The organism is Acetobacter estunensis (genome assembly GCF_019083805.1).
Lineage (GTDB): Bacteria > Pseudomonadota > Alphaproteobacteria > Acetobacterales > Acetobacteraceae > Acetobacter > Acetobacter estunensis_A.
The window spans coordinates 145,716-171,704 of the sequence record NZ_JAHRDV010000007.1; the positions used below are offsets into that span (position 1 = coordinate 145,716).

At 60.3% G+C, this 25,989-nt stretch carries 22 protein-coding genes and 1 pseudogene; 17 read left to right on the forward strand and 6 right to left on the reverse strand.

The window, feature by feature from the left end:
• The first annotated feature begins 4 nt into the window (after positions 1–4).
• The 3 genes from recR to KUA11_RS10890 are packed head-to-tail and all read left to right on the forward strand — an operon-like array spanning position 5 to position 1,826.
• A complete protein-coding gene (recR, locus tag KUA11_RS10880) occupies positions 5–598 on the forward strand; it encodes a recombination mediator RecR (protein ID WP_217410305.1) in 594 nt (197 codons plus the stop codon).
• A gap of 14 nt (positions 599–612) precedes the next feature.
• Complete coding sequence (locus KUA11_RS10885; RefSeq protein ID WP_217410306.1) at positions 613–1,422, forward strand: SDR family oxidoreductase; 810 nt, start codon at positions 613–615, stop codon at positions 1,420–1,422.
• A 5-nt stretch (positions 1,423–1,427) separates the two neighbouring features.
• Positions 1,428–1,826, forward strand: a complete 399-nt coding sequence (locus tag KUA11_RS10890; RefSeq protein ID WP_166316972.1) for a dihydroneopterin aldolase — start codon at positions 1,428–1,430, stop codon at positions 1,824–1,826.
• A gap of 39 nt (positions 1,827–1,865) precedes the next feature.
• Here KUA11_RS10890 and KUA11_RS10895 read toward each other — a convergent pair whose 3' ends face one another.
• On the reverse strand, positions 1,866–2,285 hold the full coding sequence (locus KUA11_RS10895; RefSeq protein WP_217410307.1) for a hypothetical protein: 420 nt from the start codon (positions 2,283–2,285) through the stop codon (positions 1,866–1,868).
• Between the two features lie 10 nt (positions 2,286–2,295).
• Positions 2,296–3,717, reverse strand: a complete 1,422-nt coding sequence (locus KUA11_RS10900) for a glycine-rich domain-containing protein (protein ID WP_217410308.1) — start codon at positions 3,715–3,717, stop codon at positions 2,296–2,298.
• A 1,132-nt stretch (positions 3,718–4,849) separates the two neighbouring features.
• Here KUA11_RS10900 and KUA11_RS10905 point away from each other — a divergent pair.
• The 14 genes from KUA11_RS10905 (at position 4,850) to KUA11_RS10970 (ending at position 23,074) form a co-directional block, all read left to right on the forward strand.
• On the forward strand, positions 4,850–6,106 hold the full coding sequence (locus KUA11_RS10905) for a sarcosine oxidase subunit beta family protein (protein WP_217410309.1): 1,257 nt from the start codon (positions 4,850–4,852) through the stop codon (positions 6,104–6,106).
• Positions 6,107–6,194: 88 nt separating this feature from the next.
• Complete coding sequence (locus tag KUA11_RS10910) at positions 6,195–6,500, forward strand: sarcosine oxidase subunit delta (RefSeq protein WP_217410310.1); 306 nt, start codon at positions 6,195–6,197, stop codon at positions 6,498–6,500.
• Positions 6,497–9,505: a sarcosine oxidase subunit alpha family protein gene (locus KUA11_RS10915; protein WP_217410311.1), complete on the forward strand. Its 3,009-nt coding sequence runs from the start codon at positions 6,497–6,499 to the stop codon at positions 9,503–9,505. Before KUA11_RS10910 ends, KUA11_RS10915 begins: the two co-directional genes overlap by 4 nt.
• Positions 9,498–10,022 (forward strand): sarcosine oxidase subunit gamma, encoded by a 525-nt coding sequence (locus KUA11_RS10920; protein ID WP_217410312.1) that lies wholly within the window; start codon positions 9,498–9,500, stop codon positions 10,020–10,022. The genes KUA11_RS10915 and KUA11_RS10920 overlap by 8 nt, the downstream gene beginning before the upstream one ends.
• A gap of 137 nt (positions 10,023–10,159) precedes the next feature.
• Complete coding sequence (locus KUA11_RS10925) at positions 10,160–11,530, forward strand: L-serine ammonia-lyase (protein WP_217410313.1); 1,371 nt, start codon at positions 10,160–10,162, stop codon at positions 11,528–11,530.
• 116 nt (positions 11,531–11,646) lie between these two features.
• Complete coding sequence (locus tag KUA11_RS10930; RefSeq protein ID WP_217410314.1) at positions 11,647–12,903, forward strand: aromatic ring-hydroxylating oxygenase subunit alpha; 1,257 nt, start codon at positions 11,647–11,649, stop codon at positions 12,901–12,903.
• Positions 12,900–14,006 carry an FAD-binding oxidoreductase gene (locus KUA11_RS10935; RefSeq protein WP_217410315.1) on the forward strand — a complete coding sequence of 369 codons (1,107 nt, stop codon included), beginning with the start codon at positions 12,900–12,902 and terminating at the stop codon, positions 14,004–14,006. Before KUA11_RS10930 ends, KUA11_RS10935 begins: the two co-directional genes overlap by 4 nt.
• 3 nt (positions 14,007–14,009) lie before the next feature.
• Positions 14,010–15,008, forward strand: coding sequence for a GlxA family transcriptional regulator (locus KUA11_RS10940; RefSeq protein WP_217410316.1), 999 nt, complete (start codon positions 14,010–14,012; stop codon positions 15,006–15,008).
• Positions 15,005–17,056: an NADH:flavin oxidoreductase gene (locus KUA11_RS10945; RefSeq protein WP_217410317.1), complete on the forward strand. Its 2,052-nt coding sequence runs from the start codon at positions 15,005–15,007 to the stop codon at positions 17,054–17,056. The genes KUA11_RS10940 and KUA11_RS10945 overlap by 4 nt, the downstream gene beginning before the upstream one ends.
• A gap of 2 nt (positions 17,057–17,058) precedes the next feature.
• On the forward strand, positions 17,059–18,954 hold the full coding sequence (locus KUA11_RS10950) for a DUF3483 domain-containing protein (protein ID WP_368041000.1): 1,896 nt from the start codon (positions 17,059–17,061) through the stop codon (positions 18,952–18,954).
• A complete protein-coding gene (locus KUA11_RS10955; protein ID WP_217410318.1) occupies positions 18,951–20,168 on the forward strand; it encodes an electron transfer flavoprotein subunit alpha/FixB family protein in 1,218 nt (405 codons plus the stop codon). The genes KUA11_RS10950 and KUA11_RS10955 overlap by 4 nt, the downstream gene beginning before the upstream one ends.
• Positions 20,165–20,932, forward strand: a complete 768-nt coding sequence (locus tag KUA11_RS10960; protein WP_217410319.1) for an electron transfer flavoprotein subunit beta — start codon at positions 20,165–20,167, stop codon at positions 20,930–20,932. Before KUA11_RS10955 ends, KUA11_RS10960 begins: the two co-directional genes overlap by 4 nt.
• Positions 20,933–21,077: 145 nt before the next feature.
• Positions 21,078–21,851 carry an MgtC/SapB family protein gene (locus tag KUA11_RS10965; protein WP_217410320.1) on the forward strand — a complete coding sequence of 258 codons (774 nt, stop codon included), beginning with the start codon at positions 21,078–21,080 and terminating at the stop codon, positions 21,849–21,851.
• Positions 21,852–22,075: 224 nt separating this feature from the next.
• On the forward strand, positions 22,076–23,074 hold the full coding sequence (locus KUA11_RS10970; RefSeq protein ID WP_217410321.1) for an aldo/keto reductase: 999 nt from the start codon (positions 22,076–22,078) through the stop codon (positions 23,072–23,074).
• A gap of 42 nt (positions 23,075–23,116) precedes the next feature.
• Here the strand turns inward: KUA11_RS10970 and purU are convergent, their stop codons facing one another.
• The 4 genes and pseudogenes from purU to glyA form a co-directional block, all read right to left on the reverse strand.
• Positions 23,117–23,965, reverse strand: coding sequence for a formyltetrahydrofolate deformylase (purU, locus tag KUA11_RS10975; protein WP_217410322.1), 849 nt, complete (start codon positions 23,963–23,965; stop codon positions 23,117–23,119).
• 15 nt (positions 23,966–23,980) lie between these two features.
• On the reverse strand, positions 23,981–25,066 hold the full coding sequence (locus KUA11_RS10980; RefSeq protein ID WP_254454854.1) for a GlxA family transcriptional regulator: 1,086 nt from the start codon (positions 25,064–25,066) through the stop codon (positions 23,981–23,983).
• A 163-nt stretch (positions 25,067–25,229) separates the two neighbouring features.
• Entirely contained in the window at positions 25,230–25,643 is a 414-nt protein-coding gene (locus tag KUA11_RS10985) for a ketosteroid isomerase-related protein (RefSeq protein ID WP_217410324.1), read from the reverse strand.
• A gap of 62 nt (positions 25,644–25,705) precedes the next feature.
• Positions 25,706–25,989 (reverse strand): annotated as a pseudogene (gene glyA, locus KUA11_RS10990) (serine hydroxymethyltransferase); the annotation flags it as partial.

Genomic DNA, 25,989 nt, shown 5'->3' on the forward strand with positions numbered 1-25,989 from the left:
GTTCATGGCTGTTGCCGATATAGATCATCTGATCGGGTTAATCGCTCGCTTGCCGGGACTTGGCCCGCGCTCGGCGCGCCGGGTTGCGCTGGCGCTTCTGCGTGATCCGCAGGGGAGGCTGTTGCCTTTGGCGCGGGCGATGGAAAGCACGGCCCTGTCGGTGACGACATGCTCCGTGTGCGGCAATCTGGATGTGAGCGATCCGTGCCATATCTGTACCGATTCTTCCCGCGCACATGATCTTGTGTGCGTTGTGGAGAACGTCGGCGATCTGTGGGCGTTGGAACGTGCGGGCGCACATCGCGGCGTTTATCAGGTGCTGGGCGGCGTGCTGTCTGCCCTGCGCGGAATAGGGCCGGACGATCTGAACGTCCGTTCCCTCTTTGAGCGTCTGGCGAAGGGTGAGGTGCGGGAGGTCATTCTTGCGCTGGGTGCCACGGTGGAGGGGGCCGCGACGATGTTCTGGCTTCAGGAGCGGATTGCGCCCTTCGGCGTGACGGTGAGCCGTGTGGCTCAGGGTGTGCCGATGGGTGGCACGCTGGATGTGCTGGATGATGGAACGCTGGCGGCGGCATTGACGGCGCGTCGGCCGGTCTGAAGGGGAATACCGCCATGCTCGACCCGAAGAGCCTGCTGACGATTGATGCTGCTATTCCGCGCGTGGCGCTCGTGACAGGTGGCGCGCAGCGGTTGGGGCGGGCGATTGTGCTGGGTCTGGCTCAGGCAGGTTTTTCGGTGGCCGTGCATTGCCGATCGAGCGCGGCGGAAGCGCACGCACTTGTCCGTGAAATCGAGGTTCTGAGTGTTCGCGGCTGTGTGCTGCAAGCCGATCTGGCGGATGAGACGCAGATGGTCGGGCTGGTTGCGCAAGCGTCTGAACGGTTGGATGGACCGGTTGGGGTGCTGGTCAACAATGCCTCCGTGTTCGAGCGCGATGAATGGAACACGGTGACCCGCGCAAGCTGGGAGGCGCATCTGGAGCCCAATCTGCGCGCGCCTTTCGTGCTCATGCAGGAGTTTGCCCGTCTTCTGCCTGCGGAGAAAAAAGGCATGGTGCTCAATATGCTCGATGAGCGGGTGTGGTCGCTCACACCGCATTTTGTCAGCTACACGATCTCCAAATCGGCGCTATGGACCCTGACGCAGAGCATGGCGCTGGCTCTTGCACCGAAAGGCATCCGGGTAAACGCCATCGGGCCGGGGCCTGCGCTGCCCAGCCCCCGTCAGACGGACGAGCAGTTCAGACGGCAATGCGCTTCTGTTCCGTTGGGACACGGGACGTCTCCCGAAGAAGTTGCTCGCGCGGCGTTGGCGTTTCTTATGTTGCCATCGGTGACGGGCCAGATGCTGGCGCTCGATGGTGCGCAACATCTTCAGTGGCAGCCTGCACCGGGTGTATCCGGCGGCATGATGGAAGAATGACCGGCATGAATGTTCTGGCTCCATGGCCCGCGGAGATTCCACTGCGGCATCTGTTTGTTCGGGACATGCTGGTCGATGCGCCGATCGGCGTGTTTCCGCATGAGCAGGGCGTGACGCAGCGTGTGCGCATCAATGTCGCATTCGGGGTGGAAGACAGTCGCGACCTGACGGTAGGAGCGGACGAGCTTGGGCGTACGGTGTCGTATGAAACGGCTGTTCTGGCCATCCGACGTCTGGCAACTGCGGCTCACACGCAACTGGTGGAGACGCTGGCCGAGCGTATTGCGGTCGAGCTTCTGGGGGATCAGCGGGTGCGTGTCGTGCGGATACGGATCGAGAAGCTCGATGTTTTTTCCGACACGCAATCCGTGGGCGTTGAAATCGAACGCTGGGCCGTCAAATAGAGGCTGCGGACCGCGTTTTTTCGCGGTCCGCATTCGGTCTCATTCTACGTTTTCGATGCCGTCAATCAGTGTGACACCCTGATTGACAAACACGGTGCCACCGGCTGCCGTCCGTCCGATGGCGGCCCCATCCTGCCAGGAGATATTGCGGTTGAGCAGGAGTGTGACCTCGGGCTGCGCCATGAGCACAGCCTCCACTTTGCCCGCATGTTCCCAGCGTGAAAGCTGCCAGTATACGACGGGTGTATCGCTGCCGTCCGAACTGGTGAACAATCCGATACCTGCGCAGACGGGCAGGGCGGCTTGGGGGCGCGGAAAGACGAGGTCCACATCCGGACGTGTTTCCGTGCCGCCGCCAAGCGGTGAGAATGTGACGGGCACGCGCGTGTAACCGGCAACGCTGAGTTCGGTCCAACCGGGCAGGAGAAGACCGGCCCATCCTTCGAAAAAATGCTTCATGTTCAATGTCTCATCCATATTGTGTGACGGTCATCCAGGCAGGTCCGCCGTCGCCGCCGTTCATGTAAGTGCCGCCGGGCGCGACGCAGGAGCCTGAGCCCCCGCTACCGGCATCGCCCGTTTTGCCGGTTTGCCCGGCACCGGATTCCCAGCCGCCCGAGTAATACGGGGGGCGGTCTCCGCCCGCGCCGCCGTAGCCGTAGAAATAGTTTTCGGACACACCGCTGACATGGCCCGAACGACCGCTGGGGCCGATCCCGGAATTCAGCACGGTGATGCCGGTCGAACTGATGACCTGCACCGCTCCACCCGCACCGGTTCCACCGATGATGGCAACGCCTCCGCCTTGGGCCACGCTGCCGCCGGAACCACCGACTGCCACGACCATGCTTCCAAAGGCGGCGTTGCCGCCGCTGTTACCGCTCATGGCCGTGGAGGCGGATTGTCCACCTCGGCCCCCGGCGCCCAGTGTGGCGGTCACGGGCCATTGCAGCTCGCTGGCGGTCACCAGAAAACGGCAATAGCCACCACCGCCGCCGCCCCCGCCTGTCGCAGCTTCCGCACTTCCGCAGGTGGGTGCGCCACCGCCGCCGCCGCCGGCTCCTGCAATTTCGATGATGGCGAAGCGGGTACGCGAATTGAGGGAGAGTTGGATGACGTTATAGCCCCCGGCCGATGCCGCCGGGCCGAGATAGGTGTCGCACGCCAGAAGGTTGGCTGAAGCCCAGTTCGTGACGAAAGCGGTTGTAGCCAGTTTTTGTGAGGAATCGCCCGAAGCCGGCGTGGGGGCGGTGGGGGTGCCCGTGAAAGCGGGAGAGTTGATCGGCGCGAGATCGGGGATCTTCGTGTAGAAAAGCGCCGTGTTGTCCAGCGTGATCATCGACTGGGTAACGCTCGTCGCGTTTGCTGGCAGATCGATACGCCAGACAGGAACGCTTCCACTTGGAACGGTGCCGGTCGTCAGCGCAAGGGTGGCGATGGCGGTTCGTTCGGTGGGCTGCCCGGTGCCGGTATCGGTGGCGCCGGAAAGAGTGCGAGTGGAATCGGATGCATCCAGATAACGCAGCATGGTGGCGCCAGTGTCCACCATGGAAAGCGTGGCGTAGATGTGGAAAGTCTGGGCCGTGGTAGCGGTTGTCAGCGTAAAGCTCGTCTGCGCGGCATTATATTGCCGCATGATGAGAGTGCTGTCGGCGGCAAGCGAACCATAGGAAGAAGCATCGGCTACGGACGAGGCGTTGATCTGGCCCGCCGCAACCTCGACGAGAAGATCCGCACCTGAACAGGTGGCCGTCAGGCCGGTGGCGAATGGCCCGGTACTGCCCATGGTGAGGGCAATGACCTCACCTATGGCGCGTTCGGTGTTGCGTTCTGCGATGAGGGTATCGGTATCCGCGACGATCTGGGCGGGATAGACAATAACGCGATCCATGATGGCAAATCCTTCAGATGGTCGCGCCGGGACGGTAATCTGGAAGGCTGCTGAAATAAGTGTTGAGGGATTCCACGGATACGAGTGTCCGTCCTCCCAATTTCTTGGCCTGAATATGTCCGTCTGACAAAAGTTTATAGCAATAGGTGCGGCCTATGCCGTAATTTTTGCAGACGTTTGAAATATTGAGAAACCGCGTTTCTCCAGTCCTCTTGTTGTTCACGGTGTTTTTTCCTCATTGCACGCCACCATACATGGGCGGCCACGAGGAATATGCCGTGTCCCAAGAGAGAGACCATGAAAACTGATCGAAGAAAATTCACACAACCATAAATTGTTTTTTGCAATCTATGGTTGTTGGTGGCAGAGTGAAGTGTGTCTTTCGTTTCTTCCGCAAAAGAGCAGGGGCACCGGGGCGGTTCCAGAAATGGAGCCGTCCCGTTCATTTGTTGACAATATTGTCAGACAGAAACGTAAGAAGTTATCTCTGAGATTCGATTGGTATGTGAAAACTCACTTGTTACAAGAAGAGTTTATCGGTCAGCCTGATCTTCCGTACGACACACAAGGAGCGAAGCACCAATATACACAACTGCGACTACTGGCACCCCGAGGGCACCAATCAGCATCCAGTGGTGAGCGAGAAAAGTCATCATCGTGTGTGCCTTTTTATACCCTGTCTTGTATGTGGGCGTTAATAACGGGCTGAACTTCCTTCTTCGAAAGTTCTCGTATTTCGAGTGTCAAGTTTAGACCCGGTCAGTCGGATCGCAAACGAGAAGGGTGTCACGAGATTTCAATTTCGATTGAGCGATTCCATATTCGGAAAAAGATGCGATGCACCGATAATCTGCCCAAAATGCGTCTATCGCTGCAGGCATCTGGTCGAAACTCTCTTGGTTCATAGCAAGGGAATGATGGGCTGTCGCAACCAGATCCAAGAAAACCGCGACATGGTTCCTTTCTATAATCTACATCACAGTTGCCGCAGATTGGATCAAACGCTGACAGGGACGAGCGACAAAGAAGTTTCGATGTCGCATCGATGCAAATCATTTGTCTGATTCACACCAGCGCGGGGCTTGAGCGGGGCGCATCCTGCTTTCAACAACCTGTTGGATGCGGGACGGATATGGAAAGATTTTCAGCTCTTTCCCTGGCCAGAAAGGCCATCGGGGGACATCTGGGGTGGAAGCCGCAATGGCGTTCCGTCGAACAGCCCAAGAAGGCGTATGACATTGTCATCGTCGGCGGTGGCGGTCATGGGCTGGGGGCGGCGTATTACCTCGCCAAACAGCACGGGCTACGCAACATTGCGGTGGTCGAGCGTGGCTGGCTGGCTGGCGGCAACACGGCGCGCAACACGACCATCATCCGCTCGAACTATCTGTTCGACGAAAGCTCGAATTACTATGAGCATTCGCTCAAACTGTGGGAAAATCTCTCACAGGAGTTGAACTACAACGTCATGTTCAGTCAGCGGGGGTGCCTGATGGTGGCGCACACGGTGCATGACGTGCAGGTGTTCAAACGTCATGTCCACGCCAATCGTTTGAACGGAATCGACAACGAGTGGTTGACGGCGGAAGAGGCGAAGGAATTCTGTCCACCGCTCAATATCTCGCCCAATATCCGCTATCCCGTGCTTGGTGGCGCGCTTCAGCGGCGCGCGGGTACGGCGCGGCATGACGCGGTGGCGTGGGGATTTGCCCGCGCGGCCAGCGACATGGGTGTGGACATCATTGAGAATTGTGAAGTCACTGGCATTACCCGCGCAGCCGACGGGCGCGTGATGGGTGTGGAGACGACCAAGGGACCGATCCTTGCGGGTAAGGTGGGTGTTTCGGCTGCCGGTCACAGTTCGGTCGTGATGGAAATGGCGGGCATCCGTCTGCCACTACAGAGCAACCCGCTGCAGGCGCTGGTGTCCGAGCCGGTCAAGCCCGCGTTCCCCACCATCGTCATGTCGAACACCATTCACGCCTATATCAGTCAGTCCGACAAGGGTGAGATGGTGATCGGGGCGGGCACGGATTCGTATGTGTCCTATACCCAGCGTGGCGGTCTGCACATTCCGGCGGAGACGCTTGCCGCCATTTGCGAGCTGTTTCCGATGTTCCGCCGTCTGCGCATGATGCGTTCGTGGGGCGGGATCACGGACAATACCCCTGACCGCTCGCCCATTACGGCCAAGACATCCGTGCCGGGTCTCTATGTCAATTGCGGTTGGGGCACGGGCGGCTTCAAGGCGACGCCGGGGGCTGCAAACCTTTTTGCCTGGACCATTGCGAAGGATGAGCCACATCCAATCAACGCACCGTTCACCCTCGAGCGGTTCCGTGATGGCGTGATGATTGACGAGGCGGCCGCTGCCGCCGTCGCGCACTGATCCGCGCCATGACAGTTACTGTCCGACAGAATCTGCTGGGAACGGCACAAGTTTTCACATCCGATCTGCTCCAAGGAGCGTGTGCGTCATGCTGCTGATCCGCTGCCCGTATTGCGGGGACCGAGCCGAAGTCGAATTCGCCAACGCGGGGGAGGCGCATATCGACCGTCCCGCCGATCCCATGAGCCTGAGTGATGAGGAGTGGGCGCAGTATCTCTACATGCGCGACAACCCCAAGGGCCTCATCGCTGAACGGTGGCGCCATGCCCATGGCTGTAACCGTTTCTTCAACGCCATTCGTGACACGCGCACGGATCGCTTTGTTACGACCTACGAAATCGGACAGCCGCGTCCCAAGGTTACGCCGGAACAGGCTGAGGAGGCTGCACGATGAGTCGTTCCTTCCGTGTGCCCGGTCGGGGACGCGTCAACACGCGCCGCCCGGTTCAGTTTTCTTTCGATGGTCGCACCTATCAGGGCTGTGAAGGCGATACGCTTGCATCCGCCCTGCTTGCGAGCGGCAAGCACCTGATGGGGCGTTCCTTTAAGTATCACCGCCCGCGTGGCCCAATCTCGGCGGGCTCGGATGAGCCGAACGCTGTTGTGGCCGTGGGGGCCGGTCCAGCGCTCCAGACGCCGAATCTTGTGGCGACGCAGGTCGAGATTCATGACGGATTGGTCGCGCAGAGTCAGAACCGGTTTCCCTGTCTCGAATTCGACATGGGGGCGATGAACAATCTGGCCTCGCCACTGATCCCGTCGGGCTTTTACTACAAGACCTTTATGTGGCCCCGGAATTTCTGGACCAAGGTGTACGAGCCGATCATCCGCCGTTCCGCTGGTCTGGGTGTGGCGCCGACCGCACCGGACCCGGACAGCTACGCCTTTCAGTACACTTTCTGTGACGTGCTCGTGGCTGGCGGTGGCCCGGCCGGGCTGGCGGCGGCCCTCGCAGCGGCCAAGGCCGGTGCGGAAGTCATCCTTGCCGATGAAACCAACGAGTTTGGTGGAAGCCTTCTGTCCGATCAGACTTCGCGCATTGATGGCACGGCCGCATCGGCGTGGGCCGAGCGTATGGTAGCCGAACTCGCAAAGCTGCCTAATGTCCGGATATTCACGCGCACCACGGTCTTCAATTACGGTCCGCACAACATGGTCGCGCTCAATGAGCGTCTGACCGATCATCTGGCGGCACCCAATCCCGGCACGCCGCGTGAGCGTCTGTGGCAGGTGCGCGCCAAGGAGGTGGTAATCGCCTCGGGCGCCATCGAGCGACCGCTGGTGTTCGAGGGCAATGACCGTCCCGGTGTAATGCTGGCGAGTGCGGCACAGACCTATCTCAACCGTTACGGCGTGGCCTGCGGGCGTCGCGCGGTCATCGCCACGGCCGATGACTCCGCCTATCGCGTGGCGCTGGATCTTCTGGACGCGGGCGTGCAGGTGGCGGCCATTGCCGACATCCGTGTCGCCCCGGATTCCGAACTGCTGCGCAAGGCGCGTGCGGCGGGCATTCCGGTGCTGACCAATACGACCGTGCAGCGCGCTCACGGCTCGCAGCGCGTGCACAGCGTCGAGCTTGCGCCTGTCCTGCCGGGTGGTGACGTGGGAGAAGGCAAGCATTACCGCTGCGATCTTCTGCTCATGGCTGGAGGCTGGACGCCGAGCCTGCACCTGTTTTCCCAGTCCAAGGGCAAGGTGGTCTACAACGCCGAACTGGACACGTATCTGCCGGGTGAATCCGCGCAGGAGGAACGTTCGGCAGGCTCGTGCCGGGGTCTTTACGATCTGGGCGAAGTGCTGGCCGATGGTCTGAAAGCGGGCACCGAAGCCGCCGGGAAAGCCGGGTTCGACGGTGCCGTCGATCTGCCGCTTTGGGAGGTTAGGGCCGATGCTGTCGGGCGTGGTGGCTTTACGGGCGCGTTGCCCCGTCGCGGCAAGGGCCTGACGGCCATGGCGTTCGTGGACTACCAGAACGATGTGACGGCCAAGGATGTGAAACTTGCTGTGCGCGAAGGCTTCCGTTCCATCGAGCACATCAAGCGTTATACCACAACGGGTATGGCGACCGATCAGGGCAAGACGTCCAATCTTAATGCACTGGGCATTGCCTCGTCCGCGCTGGGCCGACCCAAGCAGAAAATCGGTCTGACCACGTTCCGCGCGCCCTACACACCTGTCACGTTCGGTGCGTTCAGCGGGCATGAGCGCGGCAATCTGTTCGATCCGGATCGCCGCACGCCCATCGACCCCTGGGCGCGCACGAAAGGCGCGGTGTTCGAGGATGTGAGTTTGTGGCGCCGTGCGCGGTATTTCCCACGTCCGGGTGAGGACATGGACGCGGCTGTTGCGCGTGAATGTCTGGCCGTCCGCCGTTCAGTGGGCATCTTTGACGCCACGACACTGGGCAAGATCGAGGTCGTCGGGCCAGATGCTGCTGAGTTCATGAACCGGATGTATGTCAACGGCTGGACCAAGCTGGGTGTTGGCAAGTGTCGCTACGGTCTGATGTGTCGCGAGAACGGCTTTGTCTATGACGACGGCGTGGTCGGGCGCATCGCCAAGGACCGTTTCCACGTTACCACCACAACGGGCGGCGCTGCGGGTGTCCTGACCATGATGGAGGATTATCTCCAGACCGAGTGGCGGGATCTCGACGTGTGGTTGACGTCCACATCCGAGGAGTGGGCCGTGATCGCGGTTCAGGGGCCGAAAGCGCGCGAGGTTCTGGCTCCACTCGTGGACGGTCTGGACATCTCGCACGAGACCATGCCGCATATGAGTGTCAAGGAAGGCACGATCGGCGGCATTCCGATGCGTCTGTTCCGTGTCAGCTTCTCGGGTGAACTTGGCTTTGAGGTCAACGTCCCGTCACGTCACGGTCTGGAAGTGTGGGAACGCATCTGGGAGGCGGGTCAGCCCTTTGGCATGACGCCCTACGGCACGGAGACGATGCACGTTCTGCGCGCGGAGAAGGGCTACATCATCGTCGGTCAGGAAACCGACGGTACGGCCACGCCGGATGATGCCGGCTGTGGCTGGGCGGTCAGCAAGATCAAGAAAGACTTCGTGGGCAAGCGCTCGCTGGCTCTGTCGGCCATGCAGGATCCGGACCGCTACCAGCTTGTCGGGCTTCTGACCCAGGCGCCGCAGGAAGTTCTGGAAGAAGGCGCGCAGCTTGTCGCTGACCGCAATGAGACCATCCCTATGCACAAGATCGGGCATGTCACCTCGTCTTATCACAGCGCCACACTGGGGCGATCCATCGCTCTTGCTATGGTGTCGGCTGGTCGTGCCCGTATGGGTGAGACGCTGTTCGTGCCCATGGAAGACCGCATGATCCCTGTGACCGTCACCAGCCCGGTCTTTTACGATGCGGAAGGAGCCCGTCTGAATGTCTGATGCACTGACAGTGTCCCGTCCCGGGTTCACGGCTACTCCCGTGAGAGGAGGGCGCCGCTTCTCTTTGCAGGGCCGCGCGGCCACACTTGATGGGACGGCGAAGTCTCTCGGTCTTGCGGAAGTGCCCGCTATGCTGGGCACAGCACAGGCAGGGAAATGCACGCTTTTGCGGCTAGCTCCACAAGAACTGCTGATCATCACTGATGATGCCGGTCTACCGGGGAAAGTCACGGATTATCTCGTGACCATTCCTCATAGTCTGGTGGAAGTGTCGGACCGGCAGGTGGGCTGGACGCTGGCGGGCGAGCGTCTGCGCGACACGCTGGCAGCGCTCAGTCCGCTGGATATGCGGGCGCGCTCCTTTCCTGTTGGGCGTGCCACCCGCACGCTCTTTGGTAAGGCTGACGGCATGGTGTGGCGCACGAGCGAGGATACGTTCCATCTGGAAGTCTGGCGTTCGTTTGCACCCTACATCGTGGCCATGCTGGACGCGGCCGCCCTCGACGCCGCTTGGTAAAAGCCGTCTCTCCTCTTTCTGGCGCTTACGCGTTAGAGGGAGGAGCGTAGCGCAGGTCGGTCGTTCGGCACGTTTTCTGGAGCAGCGGGACAGCCAGCGCTCCCCGCACGACCAGCGGAGACAAAGGAGTTTTCGCTATGATCAGCGTTTTTGAAATCTTCAAGATTGGCATCGGACCGTCCTCCTCGCACACGGTCGGCCCCATGAAGGCGGCTCATGCGTTTTTGGAGGAACTGGCGCCTCTGATGCATGACGCTGCCCATCCAGTTCATGTGCAGGTCACACTGTATGGCTCGCTGGCTTGGACGGGTGTGGGACATGCAACGGATCGTGCGGTGATCCTCGGTCTTGCGGGATGCCAGCCGGACACGGTGGATATGGCGACAGGGGATGCTGCGGTAGAACGCGCCCGTACTGCACATGAATCTGGTCCACATGGCTGCCTGTTTACGTTCGATCCCGCAAAAGACCTGATCTTTGACAAGGAGACGGTGCCTCCCGTTCATCCTAATACGCTCCAGTTCCAGGCTGTGGATGGAGAGGGAAATGAGATGTTTCTCCGACGGTTCTGTTCCATCGGAGGCGGATTTGTCGTGCCAGAGAACAGTAACGCGACGACTGTGCCGCAGAATGTGGATGTGCCGTTCGATTTCCGCACAGGGGAAGACCTGCTGGCACGGGCGCGGCGGAGCGGCCTGTCCATTCCGGAAATCGTGCTGGCCAATGAAGCGGCATTGCGTCCGGTTGAGGACGTACGGGCGTATCTGGATCGCATCATCGACGTGATGATGGACTGCATCGATCACGGCATGGCCACCGAAGGGGTGTTGCCGGGTCGTCTGGGTGTGAAACGGCGGGCGCCTTTCATACAGGCGCGGCTGGCGGCGGATCGTTTTCGCAATGTCCGCGCTGCGCACGAGATCATGGACTGGGTAAGCCTGTTCGCCATCGCAGTGAACGAGGAGAACGCCGGGGGCGGCCGGGTCGTCACAGCGCCCACCAATGGGGCCGCGGGCGTGGTGCCGGCTGTGCTGCGCTATTACCGCGATTTTTGCCCCGGTGCGTCTCGTGCCGGCGAACGGGACTTTCTGCTCACGGCTGTCGCCATTGGCGGGTTGTTCAAGCGCAATGCTTCGATTTCGGGAGCTGAGGTCGGTTGCCAGGGAGAGGTTGGAGTGGCCTGTTCCATGGCGGCGGCTGGACTGGCGGCAGCGCTAGGAGGCAATGCCGCGCAAATCGAGAATGCGGCCGAGATCGGGATGGAGCATCATCTCGGCATGACATGTGATCCGGTGGGCGGTCTGGTGCAGATCCCTTGCATCGAGCGCAACGCATTCGGGGCGGTCAAGGCCATCAATGCGGCCTCGCTGGCGCTGCGTGGTGATGGCTCGCATCATGTCTCTCTCGATAACGTGATCAGGACCATGCATGAGACCGGCAGGGATATGAACAGTCGTTACAAGGAAACATCCCTTGGCGGTCTTGCCGTGCGGTTTCCGGAGTGTTGAATTTCATATGGTCGTTACGATATAAAAACATGTCGCAACGTGGCAATCGGGTTTCTGGCGCAGCGCCATACTGACCTTGTCGAACCGGAGTCGGGTCGAGGTAGGGGAACGCCATCATGTCGGGTCAGTCTCACGAATCTCTCGCCAATCTTCTCGCCCGCCGTAAGCCGGGCTACGCGCTTGAAGCGCCGTTCTACACGGACGATGCGATCTTCGAGGCGGATATGGACTACATCTTTTCCCGTCACTGGATCTATGTCGGCGTGGAGCCTGACATTGCCGAGCCGGGTGACGCGATGGTGGTCAATATCGGCAAGGCTTCCGTCATCATTACGCGCGATGACGACGATCAGGTCCGGGCTTTCCACAATGTATGCCGCCATCGCGGCGCGCGGATGATCCCGGAAGGCAAGACGATGATCGGCAACATCGTCTGTCCCTATCACTCATGGACCTATGGTCTGGACGGCGATCTGAAGTTTGCCGAGCATATGGGCGAGGATTTCGATCGCACCTGTCGTGGTCTCAAGAAGGTGGCGATCCGCTCGGTCGGTGGCCTGCTGTTTGTCTGTCTGGCCAAAAATCCGCCGGATGACATCGAAGAGATGGCTCGCGTGATGGAACCGTATCTGGCGCCGCACGATATTCGCAATACGCGCGTGGCTTTTGAGTCCGATCTGATCGAGAACGGCAATTGGAAGCTCACGCTCGAGAACAACCGCGAGTGCTATCACTGCGGTCCGAACCATCCGGAGCTTACTATTCCGCTTTTTGCCTATGGCTTTGGCTATGCGCCCGGCACGCTGGATGAAGAGCAATTGCGTGACGCCGAGCGGTATGCGGAACTTTCCCGCACCTGCCATACACGCTGGGAAGGGGAGGGGTTGCCCTCACAGGAAGTCGATCATCTCGATGACCGTGTCACGGGATTCCGTACGGAACGCTTGCCCATCGATCAGTCGGGTGAGAGCCAGACGCTGGACACGAAGGCGGCCTGCCGTATTCCGCTGGGGGCATTGAAGGACAAGGCTGTGGGAGGGCTGTCATTCTGGACGCAGCCCAATTCGTGGCATCATTTCATGGGCGATCACATCGTCACTTTTACGGTTCTGCCGATTGACGCGTCCCACACTTTGGTGCGCACGAAATGGCTCGTGCACAAGGACGCTGTGGAAGGTGTGGACTATGACCTCCAGCGTCTGACCGAAGTCTGGCAGGCGACCAATCAGCAGGATGCGGATCTGGTCGAGATTTCGCAGCAGGGCGCGGAAGATCCGGCGTTCGAACCAGGGCCGTATTCTCCCTACACCGAAGGTCTCGTGGAAAAGTTCGCGGCCTGGTACATCGGACGCATGAAGGCGGCGCTCGGATGACGGAAGCGGCCATGCGGTTGGAACTGGCAGCGCTGGCTGCTGCTCCACTGTGGGATCCGGAGCGTGACGAGGTGGTGGTGTGCCGTGAGGTGCATGACGAAACCCATGATGTGCGGACCTTCGTGTTTGCCTCCCGGGAGCCTCGCCGCTTTTTCTACAGCCCGGGGCAGTTCATCACGCTGACGCTGCCCTGTGGCCCGGCGGGTGAGGATATCTGCCGCAGTTACACCCTATCTTCCGCGCCGACACGTCCGGATCGTATAGCGATCACCGTCAAGCGCGTAGTGGGTGGTCTGGTGTCCAACTGGCTCCACGATAATCTCAAACCCGGAATGGAAGTGCCTATCGCGGGGCCGACAGGGACATTCACCTGCGCGGAAAGTTCTTCGCGTAAATTTCTGTTTCTCTCGGGAGGAAGCGGCATCACTCCGATGATGTCCATGGCGCGTACGCTGCACGATCTGGGCGGAATGGCCGATGTCATGTTCCTTCACAGTGCCCGCACACCTGACGATCTGATTTTCGCGCGTGAGCTGGCGCTGATGGAACACAACTGGCCGGGTTTCCGCACTGCGACCCTGTGCGAAGAGGATCGCCCGTCCGGGCGCTGGCCGGGGCTGCGTGGACGGTTGACGGCGGCCGTGCTGCCGTTACTCGCTCCGGATTTTCTGGAACGTGAAGTGTATGTCTGCGGGCCCGCGCCCTACATGGCCGCCGTGCGCGATCTTCTGCGCGACAGCGGGTACGATATGACGCGCCATCATGAGGAGAGTTTTGACTTCGCCACGCTCATGCAGGGCGAGCTGGAAGAAGCGCTTGCCATGCCCGAGCCGGGAGAGGCGCGTTACAAGGTCACATTCACCAAGAGCCGTCGTGAGGTCGAATGTGGAGGCGAGACGTCCGTGCTGTCCGCTGCGCGCGCCGAAGGTATGCGGCTTCCGGCGTCCTGCGCGAAGGGGTTGTGCGGCACGTGTAAGTGCAAACTCGTCTCCGGCACGGTGGAGATGAAGCATGAAGGGGGGATCCGCCAACGTGAGATCGATCAGGGTATGATTTTGATCTGTTGCGCAAAACCCACCTCCGATCTTGTCATCGAGCGTTGACCGATGGCCGCTCTCCACGATCTGGGATCATTTCGCCGCTTCGGTTTTCTGACGCTTGCGGGGTATTCCATGATCGCGGTGAGCAATGCCATCGAGGCTCTGCGTATGGCCAATCGGCTGGCGGAAGAGGACGTTTATGAATGGTCCGTCCTGTCGCTGGATGGAACGCCTGTGGCATCCAGCAATGGGCTGTCTCTGATGCCGACACAATCGGCGAAAAGCATAGAACCTTTCGATGCTCTGTTCGTTTGTGGAGGAGTGGATGTGCGCCGTGCCACGAGCGCCTCCGTACTGTCGTGGCTGCGGCAGCAGGGCCGACGCAACATTGCGATGGGCGCCTTGTGCACCGGCACATTCGCACTGGCAGAAGCCGGGCTTCTCCGCGGCTATCGCTGCGCCATTCATTGGGAAAACCTCTCGGCACTCCAAGAGGAATTTCCTGAAATCGATATCACGGATGATCTGTTCGTGATCGACCGCAATCGCCTGACCTGCACGGGCGGTCTTGCGCCGCTGCATATGATGCTGCGCCTCGTGGAAGCTCGTTTTGGGTCTGTGCGTGTGCGTGAAATCCTCAGCCAATTTCTGCTTGATCGCGATCGTGCTGGCAATGAGCGACAGCCTGTGCCCACGCCTCCGGGTACGCCTGTGGCCATGGCGCGGGCACTGGATCTTATCGAGCGCGAAAGTGAGAGGGCTTTGCGGATCGAAGAAATCGCGGCGGCAGCGCGTCTCTCCGTCCGGCAGCTCGAGCGTCTGTTTCGACGCCACCTTGGCGTAACGCCAGCCGCTTATCTGGTGGGGGTGCGGCTGGAACGTGCCCGACGACTGCTGCGCCAGACGGCCATGTCCGTCACGGATATCGGTGTGGCCTGCGGTTTTGTTTCAAGCTCTCATTTCAGTTCCGCCTATCGTAGCCGTTTCGGTCGCCCGCCGCGCGAAGAGCGCCGGCAGGGCACAGCGGCTTCCTCATCGACCCGAACCATGGATCTCCCGGCATGAGTGCGAACATCGAAGCTCTGTTCAAACCGTTGCGTATTCGCAACATGACCATTCGCAACCGGGTGATGAGCACAAGCCATGCGCCGGGCTATGGCAAGGATGGCAAGCCGCAGGAACGGTATCAGCTCTATCATGCGGAAAAGGCCAAAGGCGGTATTGGGCTGACCATGTTCGGTGGCTCATCGTCTGTCGCTCATGACAGTCCGGCCACACCGTGGAATCAGGTTTCTGTCGTGGATGACAGCGTGATTCCCTATTTCCAGAAATTCGCTGACCGTGTGCATGGGCATGGCGCGAAGCTGATGATTCAGATCACGCATATGGGTCGTCGCACACGTTGGGACACGGATGCGTGGCTGCCGGTCATAGGGCCGTCCCCACGCCGTGAGCCCGCGTCGCGTTCCATGCCCAAGGAAATGGAGATTGAGGATATCACCCGTGTGGTCAAGGCGTTTGCCGATGCTGCACGGCGTTGCAAGGAAGGTGGCTTGGACGGTCTGGAGATTTCCGGAGCGCACGGACATCTGCTCGATCAGTTCTGGAGCCCTTCGGTCAATCACCGTGTGGATGGATATGGCGGCTCACTTGAACACCGGATGCGGTTTGGCATTGAGGTTCTGAGCGCCATCCGAGAGGCCGTGGGTGAGGACTTTGTGGTCGGCATGCGCATGTCGGGCAACGAACTGCTCACCAATGGTCTGTCCCAAGAGGACTGTATCGCTATCGCTTCCGAATATGCCGCGCGCGGGCTGGTGGATTTCGTGAATGTCATTGGCGGTCAGGCGCGCGATGAGATGTCGCACGCTGTCAGCCTTCCCAATATGGCTTTTTCTGTTGCACCCTTCCTGCATCTGGCCAGTGCCATACGGCGAGAAGCTGATGTGCCGGTCTTTCATGCCCAGCGCATCATGGATGTGGCGACAGCCGCCCGTGCGGTGGCGGAAGGGCATGTAGACATGGTGGCGATGACGCGCGCCCACATTGCCGATCCGCACATCGTCAACAAACTGGCGGCCGGGCGTGCGGACGACATTCGTCAGTGCGTTGGCGCGGGCTACTGCATCGACCGTATTTATGTCGGCGGGGATGCGCTGTGTCTCCAGAACGCGGCCACGGGGCGTGAGGCGACCATGCCGCACGACGTGACGTCAACAACAGGACCAAAACGCAAAATCGTCATCGTTGGCGGTGGCATGGCGGGGCTTGAGGCGGCGCGTGTCTCGGCCCTGCGCGGACATGACGTGGTGCTGTTCGAGCGCGAGAACGAAACGGGCGGTCAGGTCAATCTTGCGGCGAAGGCCGGCTGGCGGGAGGCGTTGACGGGCATTGTGCGTTGGTTGGACGCGCAGGTGCGCAAGCTGGGTGTGGATGTGCGAACAGGCACGGAAGCAACAGCCGAGATGGTGCGTATCGAGAAACCTGACGTTGTGATCGTTGCCACTGGTGGCGCGGCCTGGCGAGGCGAGGTGGAAGGCGCAGATCTGGTGCACACGACGGCGGATGTGCTCAGCGGCGCCGTGAACCCGGCTGGTAGTGTGCTGCTTTATGATGAAATGGGACAACATAACGCAGCGTCCGTTGGGGAAGTGATGGCGACGCGCGGCTGCCTCGTTGAGATGGCCACCCATGATCGGCTGATCGCGCAGGAGGTGGGCACCACGAACCAGCCGGTGCATCTGCGTGAACTTTACAAGCACGGCGTGATCATGACGCCCAACATGGAACTGCGGGAAGTGGTGCGTGAGGGCAACCGCCTTGTCGCCGTCCTGCGCAACACCATGACGGAAGAAGAGGAAGAACGGCTGGTCGATCATGTGGTCGTGGAGTGCGGAACGCTTCCTCGTGAGGCGCTCTACATGGAACTCAAGGAGGCTTCCACCAATCATGGTCAGACCGATATTCAAGCGCTTCTGGGTGGTGTGATGCAGCCTGCGGTAGCGGATTTGAAAAGCGGCGATTACGCGCTGTTTCGTATCGGAGATGCGGTGGCCGGGCGCAACATTCATGCGGCTCTCTACGATGCCTTGCGTCTGTGCAAGGATTTCTGAGCGTGAGACAGCGATCCGGGGCGATTGCGGCAGGTCTGGTCTGGGGATTGGGGACGGCGCTCGTGCTGTCTGCCGTTCCGATGGTCCGTCGCTGGCGAAAAGGACAGGCAAAACCCGTGGACATGGTGCGCGGTCTGGCCGCCGTGCCGAAACGCTATCTGGTGGATGTGCATCACGCGGTGGAGCGTCGTCCGGGCGCGGCCCGTATGCACGCGTTGGTCGCGGGCGGCACGCTGGCGGGCACGACATTACTGGCGGCTGGAATAGTGCCGGCATTTCGAAATAACCGCTTCTACTGGGCAAGTGTCGGACTGTTCTTCACGACGGCCATCGCTGGCACGTGGTTGGTCCGTAAGCGCCGTTCGCCACAGAAGCCGAGTTATCTCTCGGGAGGAAAGTTCCTTTGGCTGCCTTACGCTCTCGGTGCTTGGAACGTGGGTGGTGGCCTGTTGGCTTTTGGGCAGATCATGGGAGCCGGGGGTATTCTGTTTTCAGCGGTGCCGCTTTTTCTCATGTTGGTGGGCGGTGCCGGGATTGTTGTGCAGGTGGCACGTGGACCGATGCGTCATGCTTTCTCCGGTGTGACATGGCTGGCCGCGCACTCTCGGCCCGAACGGTTTGGCGGTGGCCGGAGCACAGAGTTGCGTCCGCTTGATCTGGCTGCGCCAATGCTCGGGGCAATGGTGCCAAGTGATTTTGGCTGGAACATCCTTGCATCGTTTGACGCCTGTATCGAATGCGGGCGATGTGAGCAGCACTGTCCGGCTTTCGCCGCCGGGCAGAGGTTGAACCCGAAAGCGCTTGTGCAGGGACTGGCGCTTGCAGCGCGTGGTGAGGATGCCTGCGCCTATACCGGCTCTCCCGCGCCGCATGCACTACCAGTGGCGGGAAAGGGAAGCCTGTCATCGCCCGTCATTGGCGTGGACGGCATGATCCATCCTGATACGCTGTGGGCCTGCACGACCTGTCGGGCGTGTGTCGAGCAATGTCCGATGATGATTGAGCATGTGGACACCATTGTCGATTTGCGACGGGCACAGACACTCATGTTGGGTGAGGTGCGACCGGGTGCGGCGGAGGCGCTGCGTCATCTGCGCGAAAGTGCGGAATCCGGTGGTCGTCCGTTGTCTGCGCGTGCGGACGGGCTGGCGGGTGAGAACGTGCCGGTTCTGGAAGAGGATGGTGAGACGGACGTGCTCCTCTGGCTGGGTGAGGGGGCATACGAGCTGCGCTATGCCCGCACCCTGCGCGCGCTTGTGAAGCTGCTGAACATGGCCAGCGTGGACTTCGCCATTCTGGGCGAAGCCGAACTGGATTGTGGTGATCTGGCGCGGCGTCTCGGAGATGAAGCGACGTTCCAGATGCTGGCCGGAGAGGTGATCGACACGCTTGGTCGTCGTCGTTTCAAGCGCATCGTGACGGCGGATCCACACGCGCTGAACGTGCTACGCAACGAATATCCGGCGCTGGGCGGCTTGTGGGAGGTACTGCATCATACGGCGCTGCTGGATGAACTGGTCTCCGCCGGTCGTCTGAAGCTGGATGCGAAAGCGTTGCCTCCGGTGGCGTATCATGACCCGTGCTATCTCGCGCGGTATAATGGAGAAACCGATGCTCCGCGCCGCCTGCTGGCGGCCTGCTGTTCGCAGACGGTGGAGATGGAGCGACACGGCAGGCAGGCAATGTGCTGCGGCGGCGGCGGCGGTAATCCGGTTAGCGATGTGGATGCCGTGGAACGTATCCCCGATCTGCGGATGCAGCAGGTAGCACGGTCGGGAGCGGCCATTGTGGCAGTGGCCTGTCCTGGATGCACCGCGATGCTCGAAGGTGTGCCGGAACCACGTGCCGAAGTGAAAGACATCGCGGAACTGGTTCTCGATGCTGTGGTGGCGGCATGAGTGGCGTGCGTCGTCGCCGCGATCCGCGTGCGGAGCGGGCGGCGCGTCTTGTGTCAGGAAGAACGCGGCCGCGCTATGACATGGCGGACAGAGGTGCGGACGTCATCGCACCGGCAGGACGCCGCCGTCGCGACCCGCGCAATGAACGGGCCCGCCTTCTGACGACGGGGCTTGAGGGGCGCCCGCGCCTCGTGCGGGCAGGACTGAGCAAATTGGCAGCCGTCTCCATTGCGACTGCGCCGTCCGCGTCCAAGAAAATTCGTATTGAAAATCCGGAGTTCCTGATTGCCGTTATCCCGGATCTGATAGATGGACGTCTGGACCGTTTCGATCGGCAGCTTCTGGGTGCGGCCCGCAAGCTTGCGGATGCGGGTGGGGGCGCGGTGGTCGTTCTGGGTGCGCGTTCCGCTCCACCGATGCACGAGATGCTTGGGCAGGCCGGTGCCGACCGTGTGGTGCTCACCGGTGCAGATGGAAGCGATCCTGAGGCACGTGTGGATGAACTGATAATTCTTCTGGATCGTCTTTCTCCCCGTCATGTGCTGCTCTCTGAAAGCGAGGATGGTGCGGATCTGGCGCGCCGTCTTGCGGCCCGTACGGGAGGAGCGCTGGCCGTGGGTGTGGAGGTTCTGGGAACCAGACAGATCATTCGTCCCTGTGGGGCCGGTCGTCAGGAACGGGCCAGTGAACCTGCGCCGCTGATGACGCTGGCGCCTGACCGCATCGTGGCGTGGGATGGCGCAGAGCATGAGATTCTGCCTCTTGAGATCGAGGACGTTGCGCCCACGGCGGGGAACCGCGTGCAGGTGGGCGCACTCCGCGCGGCGGATCCGGCCACGATGAATCTCGGTGTCGCGCCCTTTGTCGTGGCGGCGGGACGAGGTGTGACGGATTTTGACGGGTTTCGCGCGACCGTGGCGGCTCTTCACGCGACGCCGGGAGCCAGCCGGGTGGTGTGCGACAATGGAGACATGCCGCGCACTACGCAGGTCGGCGCGTCCGGCACCGTGCTGGATGCGGTGTGTTATGTCGCGTTCGGCATTGCGGGGGCGCCCCAGCATCTTCAGGGGCTGGGGCGTGTGGAGCACGTCGTGGCCGTCAACACCGATCTGCACGCCACCATGGTGAAACGGGCCGGGCTGGCGATCATCGCCGATGCCCAGCGTGTAATGCCGATTTTGTGTGAGATGCTAGCAAAGGAGCGACAGGCATGAAAGCCATTGTTCTTTTGTCTGCGGGCATCGATCCGGTGTCCGGTCGTCCGGCTCCTGTGGGTGGAGAAGTCCGGGCTATTGGGCTTGCGCGGGCGCTTGGTGCAAAGACGCTCATCGGTTTGCATGTCGGCGCATCTGTGCCCGCTCTCGCGGATTATGGTGGCTATGGTCTGAAGGAGATCATTTGCTTGTCCGGTGGTGAGCACGATCCCGTAGCGGCGCTGGCACAGTTTTTTGTGCAGGTCAGCGCGTCGGATGTGAGTGCACCGGACCTTGTGCTGGCGGGCACACGCGGGTGCGGTGGCGCAGATACGGGTCTTCTACCTTACATGCTGGCGGAAAAGCTGGGCTGGCCGATTGCGACGGGTATTGCGGCGCCTCTGGAAGAGCAACCTGAGGCCGGTCGTCTGACGCTGGCGCAGGCGCGCGCAAGAGGAGCCGTTCGTCCAGTCCATGTGACGCTGCCCTGCGTCGTCACGGTCTCAGATATGGCGGAGTGTGTGCCGTCTTTCGTGTTTGCAGATAAACGCGCCGTCCAGGTGAGAGAAGAAAGGGCAGAGATAGCCCCGCAAGGCGAGATGGAAGAGGGATTGTTGCGCCCCTATCGCCGCCGTCCGAAACTGATTTCGGCTGCTCGGACGGAAGGAACGGGTGGGCAGCTTCTGGTCGATCCGACGCCGGAGGAGGCCGCCGCCGCGATTATTGTACATCTTCGGTCTCTGGGTGTTCTGGCGGCGGCTGATGAAGCTTCATCTTCAGAATGACTTGATTGAAGTACGGCACCCGGGACGTGAAAATATGATGCTCTGACGGAAATCCTTTTGTTTTCACATGATGTTCATGACGCAGTGTGTAGGTCTGTGCTGATGTTCTTCCCCTGAACATTTGGTCGGGGGAGACAGCACAGGCATGACGGCAGGAAGTGGACAGGCGCTGGCCGATCTGGCTCTGGCTTTCGTGCTGTCGGCGGCGGTGGGGCTGGAGCGGGAGTTCCGCCAGAAGAGCGCTGGTCTGCGCACCTACACACTTGTTGGTCTGTCAGCGGCCCTGTTCATGCTGGTTTCCAAGTTCGGTTTTTCGGATGTGGTGGACAATCCGCACGTCGCGCTTGATCCTTCACGCGTGGCGGCACAGGTGGTCTCGGGCATCGGCTTTATCGGTGGCGGCGTGATCTTCATGCGGCGTGATGCGGTGCGTGGATTGACGACGGCGGCATCGGTCTGGCTGACGGCAGCCCTTGGCATGGCTTGTGGGGCGGGATTGCGCGAACTGGCGGTGGCGACGGCTGTTGCCAATTTTCTTGTCATGCTCGTGTTCCCGTACCTGCTTCGCTACATTCCCCGACAGCAGCGTGCCGTGACGCAGCTTGAAGTGAGTTATCTGGATGGGCGCGGCATTCTCCGGCTTGTGCTTGTCACCTGCACGCGGCTTCGTTTTGCCATTGATCACGTGCAGATCCAGCGCAATGGGATTCATCGGCAGGAACTGGAATCCCGTCAGGATGTGGCAGATCGGCAGGGGACGGTCGGGCCGCTGGACGGGCCTTCTGTGGAGGGTAGCCCTGTTGTGGTTCTGTCGCTACAGGTAAAGGGTAGTCGCCCCGTTTCCCATCTGGTTACAGCCTTGTCCTTGATCGATGGGGTCATGGAAGTGGGCACGGACACGGATGCGGAGAGCGATTGACCGACATGGCAGGCTCCCATCTTTTCCCATGAACTCCGCAGCCCTGCCGTGCGTAAGGACAGGGCAGACGGTCTTGTCCGGCAAATGGCGGGCAGGGTAGCCTTTTCGCGCAATCCGTCGTGGGGCGAGGATCAGACAGCCTTCATGCCTGTGTAAGGTTCTCCTCTGGTCTTGTCGCGGTACAGGCGGATTCCAGATTTTTTCACCCTCACAGGAGTGAAGTCGTGAGTACTGACACCATTCATATTGCCGGTATCGATACACCCGTCCGCCGTGTGGCTTTGGGCACATGGGCTATCGGTGGCTGGATGTGGGGTGGCCCCGATGATGACAACGGAGTGCGCACCATCCACAAGGCGCTGGATGAGGGCATCAATCTGATCGACACGGCCCCGGTTTATGGTTTTGGACATTCTGAGGAAGTCGTCGGGCGAGCGCTGGCGGAAAAGCCAGGGCACCGCGCATTGATCGCCACGAAACTGGGCCTGAACTGGAGCGGTGAAGGCAATGACCGGAAGGTCTTCCGGGATTCCCGGCCGGAGCGGATACGCAAGGAGGTGGAAGATTCTCTAAGGCGTCTGCGGGTCGAGACCATCGATATCGAGCAGATTCACTGGCCCGATGACAAAACGCCCATCGATGAGTCCGCGCGTGTGTTGGAGAAGTTACACAAGGACGGCAAGATCCGCGCGTTGGGTGTGAGTAATTTTTCTCCTGCGCAGATGGACATCTTTCGTGAGGTGGCGCCCATCGCCACGATCCAGCCACCGCTTAATCTGTTCGAGAGGACGATCGAGAAAGACATTCTGCCCTATGCCGAGAAGCATAAGGCGGTGATTCTCGCTTATGGCGCGCTGTGTCGTGGGTTGCTGACGGGCAAGATGAACGCCAGCACGTCTTTCCCAAAGGATGATCTTCGTTCAGGTGATCCAAAGTTCCAGAAGCCCAATTTCGAGCATTATCTGGCGGCTGTGGAGGATTTCCGCAAACTGGCCGAGAAGCGTGGAAAGTCGGTCATGGCATTCGCCGTGCGCTGGGTGCTCGATCAGGGGCCCGTCATTGCGCTGTGGGGTGCGCGTAAGCCGTCGCAGGTGGAAAACGTCAACGATGTGTTTGGCTGGAACCTGACGGATGAGGACCGTCGCGCGGTGGACGAAATTCTTGCCCGGCATGTGCCTAAGCCAATTGATCCGACGTTCATGGCTCCACCGAACCGGGACTGATCTTGGGAGGGTGTATCAAGGCGTGTTGGAACGGATCGTTTTTCAATCAGGAAAAACAACGGTACGGGCGCCATTGAGAATGACCCGCCCCTGTAGATGATAGCGAACGGCGCGAGCCAACACGCGCCGTTCCACATCCCGTCCTTTACGGATCAGGGTTTCTTCCGTGTCAGCGTGATTGATGCGCTCCACGTCCTGCTCGATGATTGGGCCTTCATCAAGGTCGGGGGTCACATAATGGGCGGTTGCGCCAATCAGCTTTACGCCGCGTTTCCATGCCTGAAGATAGGGACGTGCTCCTTTGAAACCCGGCAGGAAAGAGTGGTGGATATTGATGCATTGCCCCCGCAGGTGCGTGGACATTTCATCTGAGAGAACCTGCATGTATCGGGCCAGCACGGTGAGTTGTGTGCCTGTGTCTCGGATCAGATCAAGCAGCCGGGCTTCCTGTTGTGGTTTCGTGGCGGGGGTGACGGGGAAATGGTGGAACGGGATTCCATAAAGATCCACCGCACCAAGGCTTTCACGCGGATGATTGGAGACGATGGCAACCGGCTGCATCTTCAGTTCTCCAATACGCCAGCGGTACAGCAGATCGATCAGACAGTGATCGAATTTCGAGACCATGAGTAGCACGCGCTGTGGTTGGGTCTGATCGTGGAGTGTCCATCGTGCCTCAAGTCGCGTCGCCAGTTCCGTCAGTTCGGATGTCAATGTTTCCTGGTTGCTTTCGTCTGTGAGAATGAAAGCGATCCGCATGAAGAACAGGCCGGAATCTGTCTCGTTATACTGGTTGATTTCCAAAATGTTGCCGCCTGCTTTGAACAGAAGGTCGGAGTAGCGCGAGACAATGCCCGTGCGCGTGTTGCAGGTCATGCAGAGGACGAACATGCGCAGATCCAATGCTCAGGAAGGTTCAAACAGTCTGACTCCGGCTCTTTCACTCCGTTGGCTGGCGGCCAGCATGGAGGGAAATGAAACGGATGGCGCGCCTGTCCGACCTCGTTCGGCACTGGGACTGTGACCGAACATGGTTTTGAACTGGCGTGAGAAATGGGCGCAATCGGAAAAGCCTGTCTCGATGGCGACCTGCGTGATCGACATTTCGCCCTGAGAAAGAAGGGCCTGAGCGTAGCGCAGCCGGATCATGCGATAGAAAACGGCGGGACGGACACCGAGCACGGACTGGAACAGACGCTCAAGCTGGCGTGGAGAGATGTTGAGCCGACGCGCCACATCGCTGATGGAGAGCGGTTCGATCATGTTCTGCTCCATCTCCATCATGGCGCGCCGCACACGGGCGTCGCTGACATGCCCGATTTCGGCGGCGATGGGAGGATGCGGCTGCAGGGACGGAGCCACGCCGTGGCCCTGGCGTTCGAACAGAAGAATATGGCTGGCTTTGCGCGCTAATGGACGGCTGAGGTGTTTTTCGATCAGATGGAGCGCCAGATCAGCGGCTCCGCCGCCGCCCGAGCAGGTAATGCGCTTGCCATCGACAAGATACATCTGTTCGCTGCTGACGGCTTGATCGGGAAATTCTTCCATGAAGTCCTGTCGGTGATACCAGCTCACGCAACAGGTGTGATTACGCATCACGCCTGCGCGGGCCAATACAAAAGTGCCTGTGCAGATGCCGATCAATGGCACGCCGAGGGAAGCGGCACGCTGGATGTAGCGGAGCGTGACTTCGTCCACAGTGCGGCGCCCATGCAGCAGCCCCCCGACAACGGCGATGTAGTCGAACTGGGTGGGATCGACCAGATCCGACGTCCGGCTGACCGATATTCCGCAGCTTGCACGGATTGAGTCCGGTCGGTGATTCATGATCTGCCAACTGCACAGGATGGGACGGCTCTTGTCTTCCTTGTCGGCGGCCAGTCGGAGATGGTCGATGAAAAGGGAGAACGCAGAAAGCGTGAAATTTTCTGCCAGAATGATGCCAACCCGAAGGCTGGGCATTTCAGGCGGGGCAGGTGATCGTCGCTGCATCACGTCGCACCTTACATTCGTTCGGCCCGAGCCCGTGCATTGTGGAGCACAGGCTCTTGGGGACTTCCAGTAGAGCAGAACAGTCTAGACTGTATTGAAAACGAAACGAGATCATTTTCGTATTCACGACCGGAAATAATGAAAAGACGACGCGGTGGTGGGGTCAGCCTGTCACCTGCCGCTCCCAGTCAGGAAGATTGTAATAGTTGGAGATGCGCGCGACTTTCCTATCACGCACGGTGAAGAAAGCACCCGCGGGCAGCACGTAAGTCTGCCCCCGCGCTTCGGGAAGGCCGTCATCGGTGGACAGATAGGTGCCATGAACCATGAACTCAGCGGCAGCCCGTGTGCCGTCCTCGTTCACCATCACCACGACATCGGCGATGTGTTCCCGGTAACAGCGGTCCATGCGTTCGAGGAAGGCGCGGAAAGCCGGCTTGCCAGTTTCCTGTTCTCCCTGGTTGATCCCGTGCAGCACATCGTCGGTCAGAAGTGTCAGAAAATCGTCACGGTTTCCCGCGTTGAACGTTGCGTAATAGGCTTCGATGAGGGCACAGGTAGCGGCGGCTTGGGTCATATGGCCTCTCTCTCCTTGAAGACCAGAATAGTCTGGTCTGTGCCAAGGGGACGTCATTAGTTTCACTTATAGATAGGGAATTTTTTACAGAGTTCCCGGACTCTTTCGTGGACATTGTTTTCCACGGCAGCATCGCCTTCACCGCCGGAGGCGGCAAGGGCTGTGAGCACCTCATCGATCATCTCGCCGACCAGACGGAACTCGGCCTCACGGAAACCACGCGCGGTGGCGGCGGGGCTGCCCAGACGGATGCCCGAGGTGATGGCGGGTTTTTCGGGATCGAACGGCACGGCGTTCTTGTTGGCCGTGATGCCCGCACGCTCGAGCGCCTTTTCGGCGGCCTTGC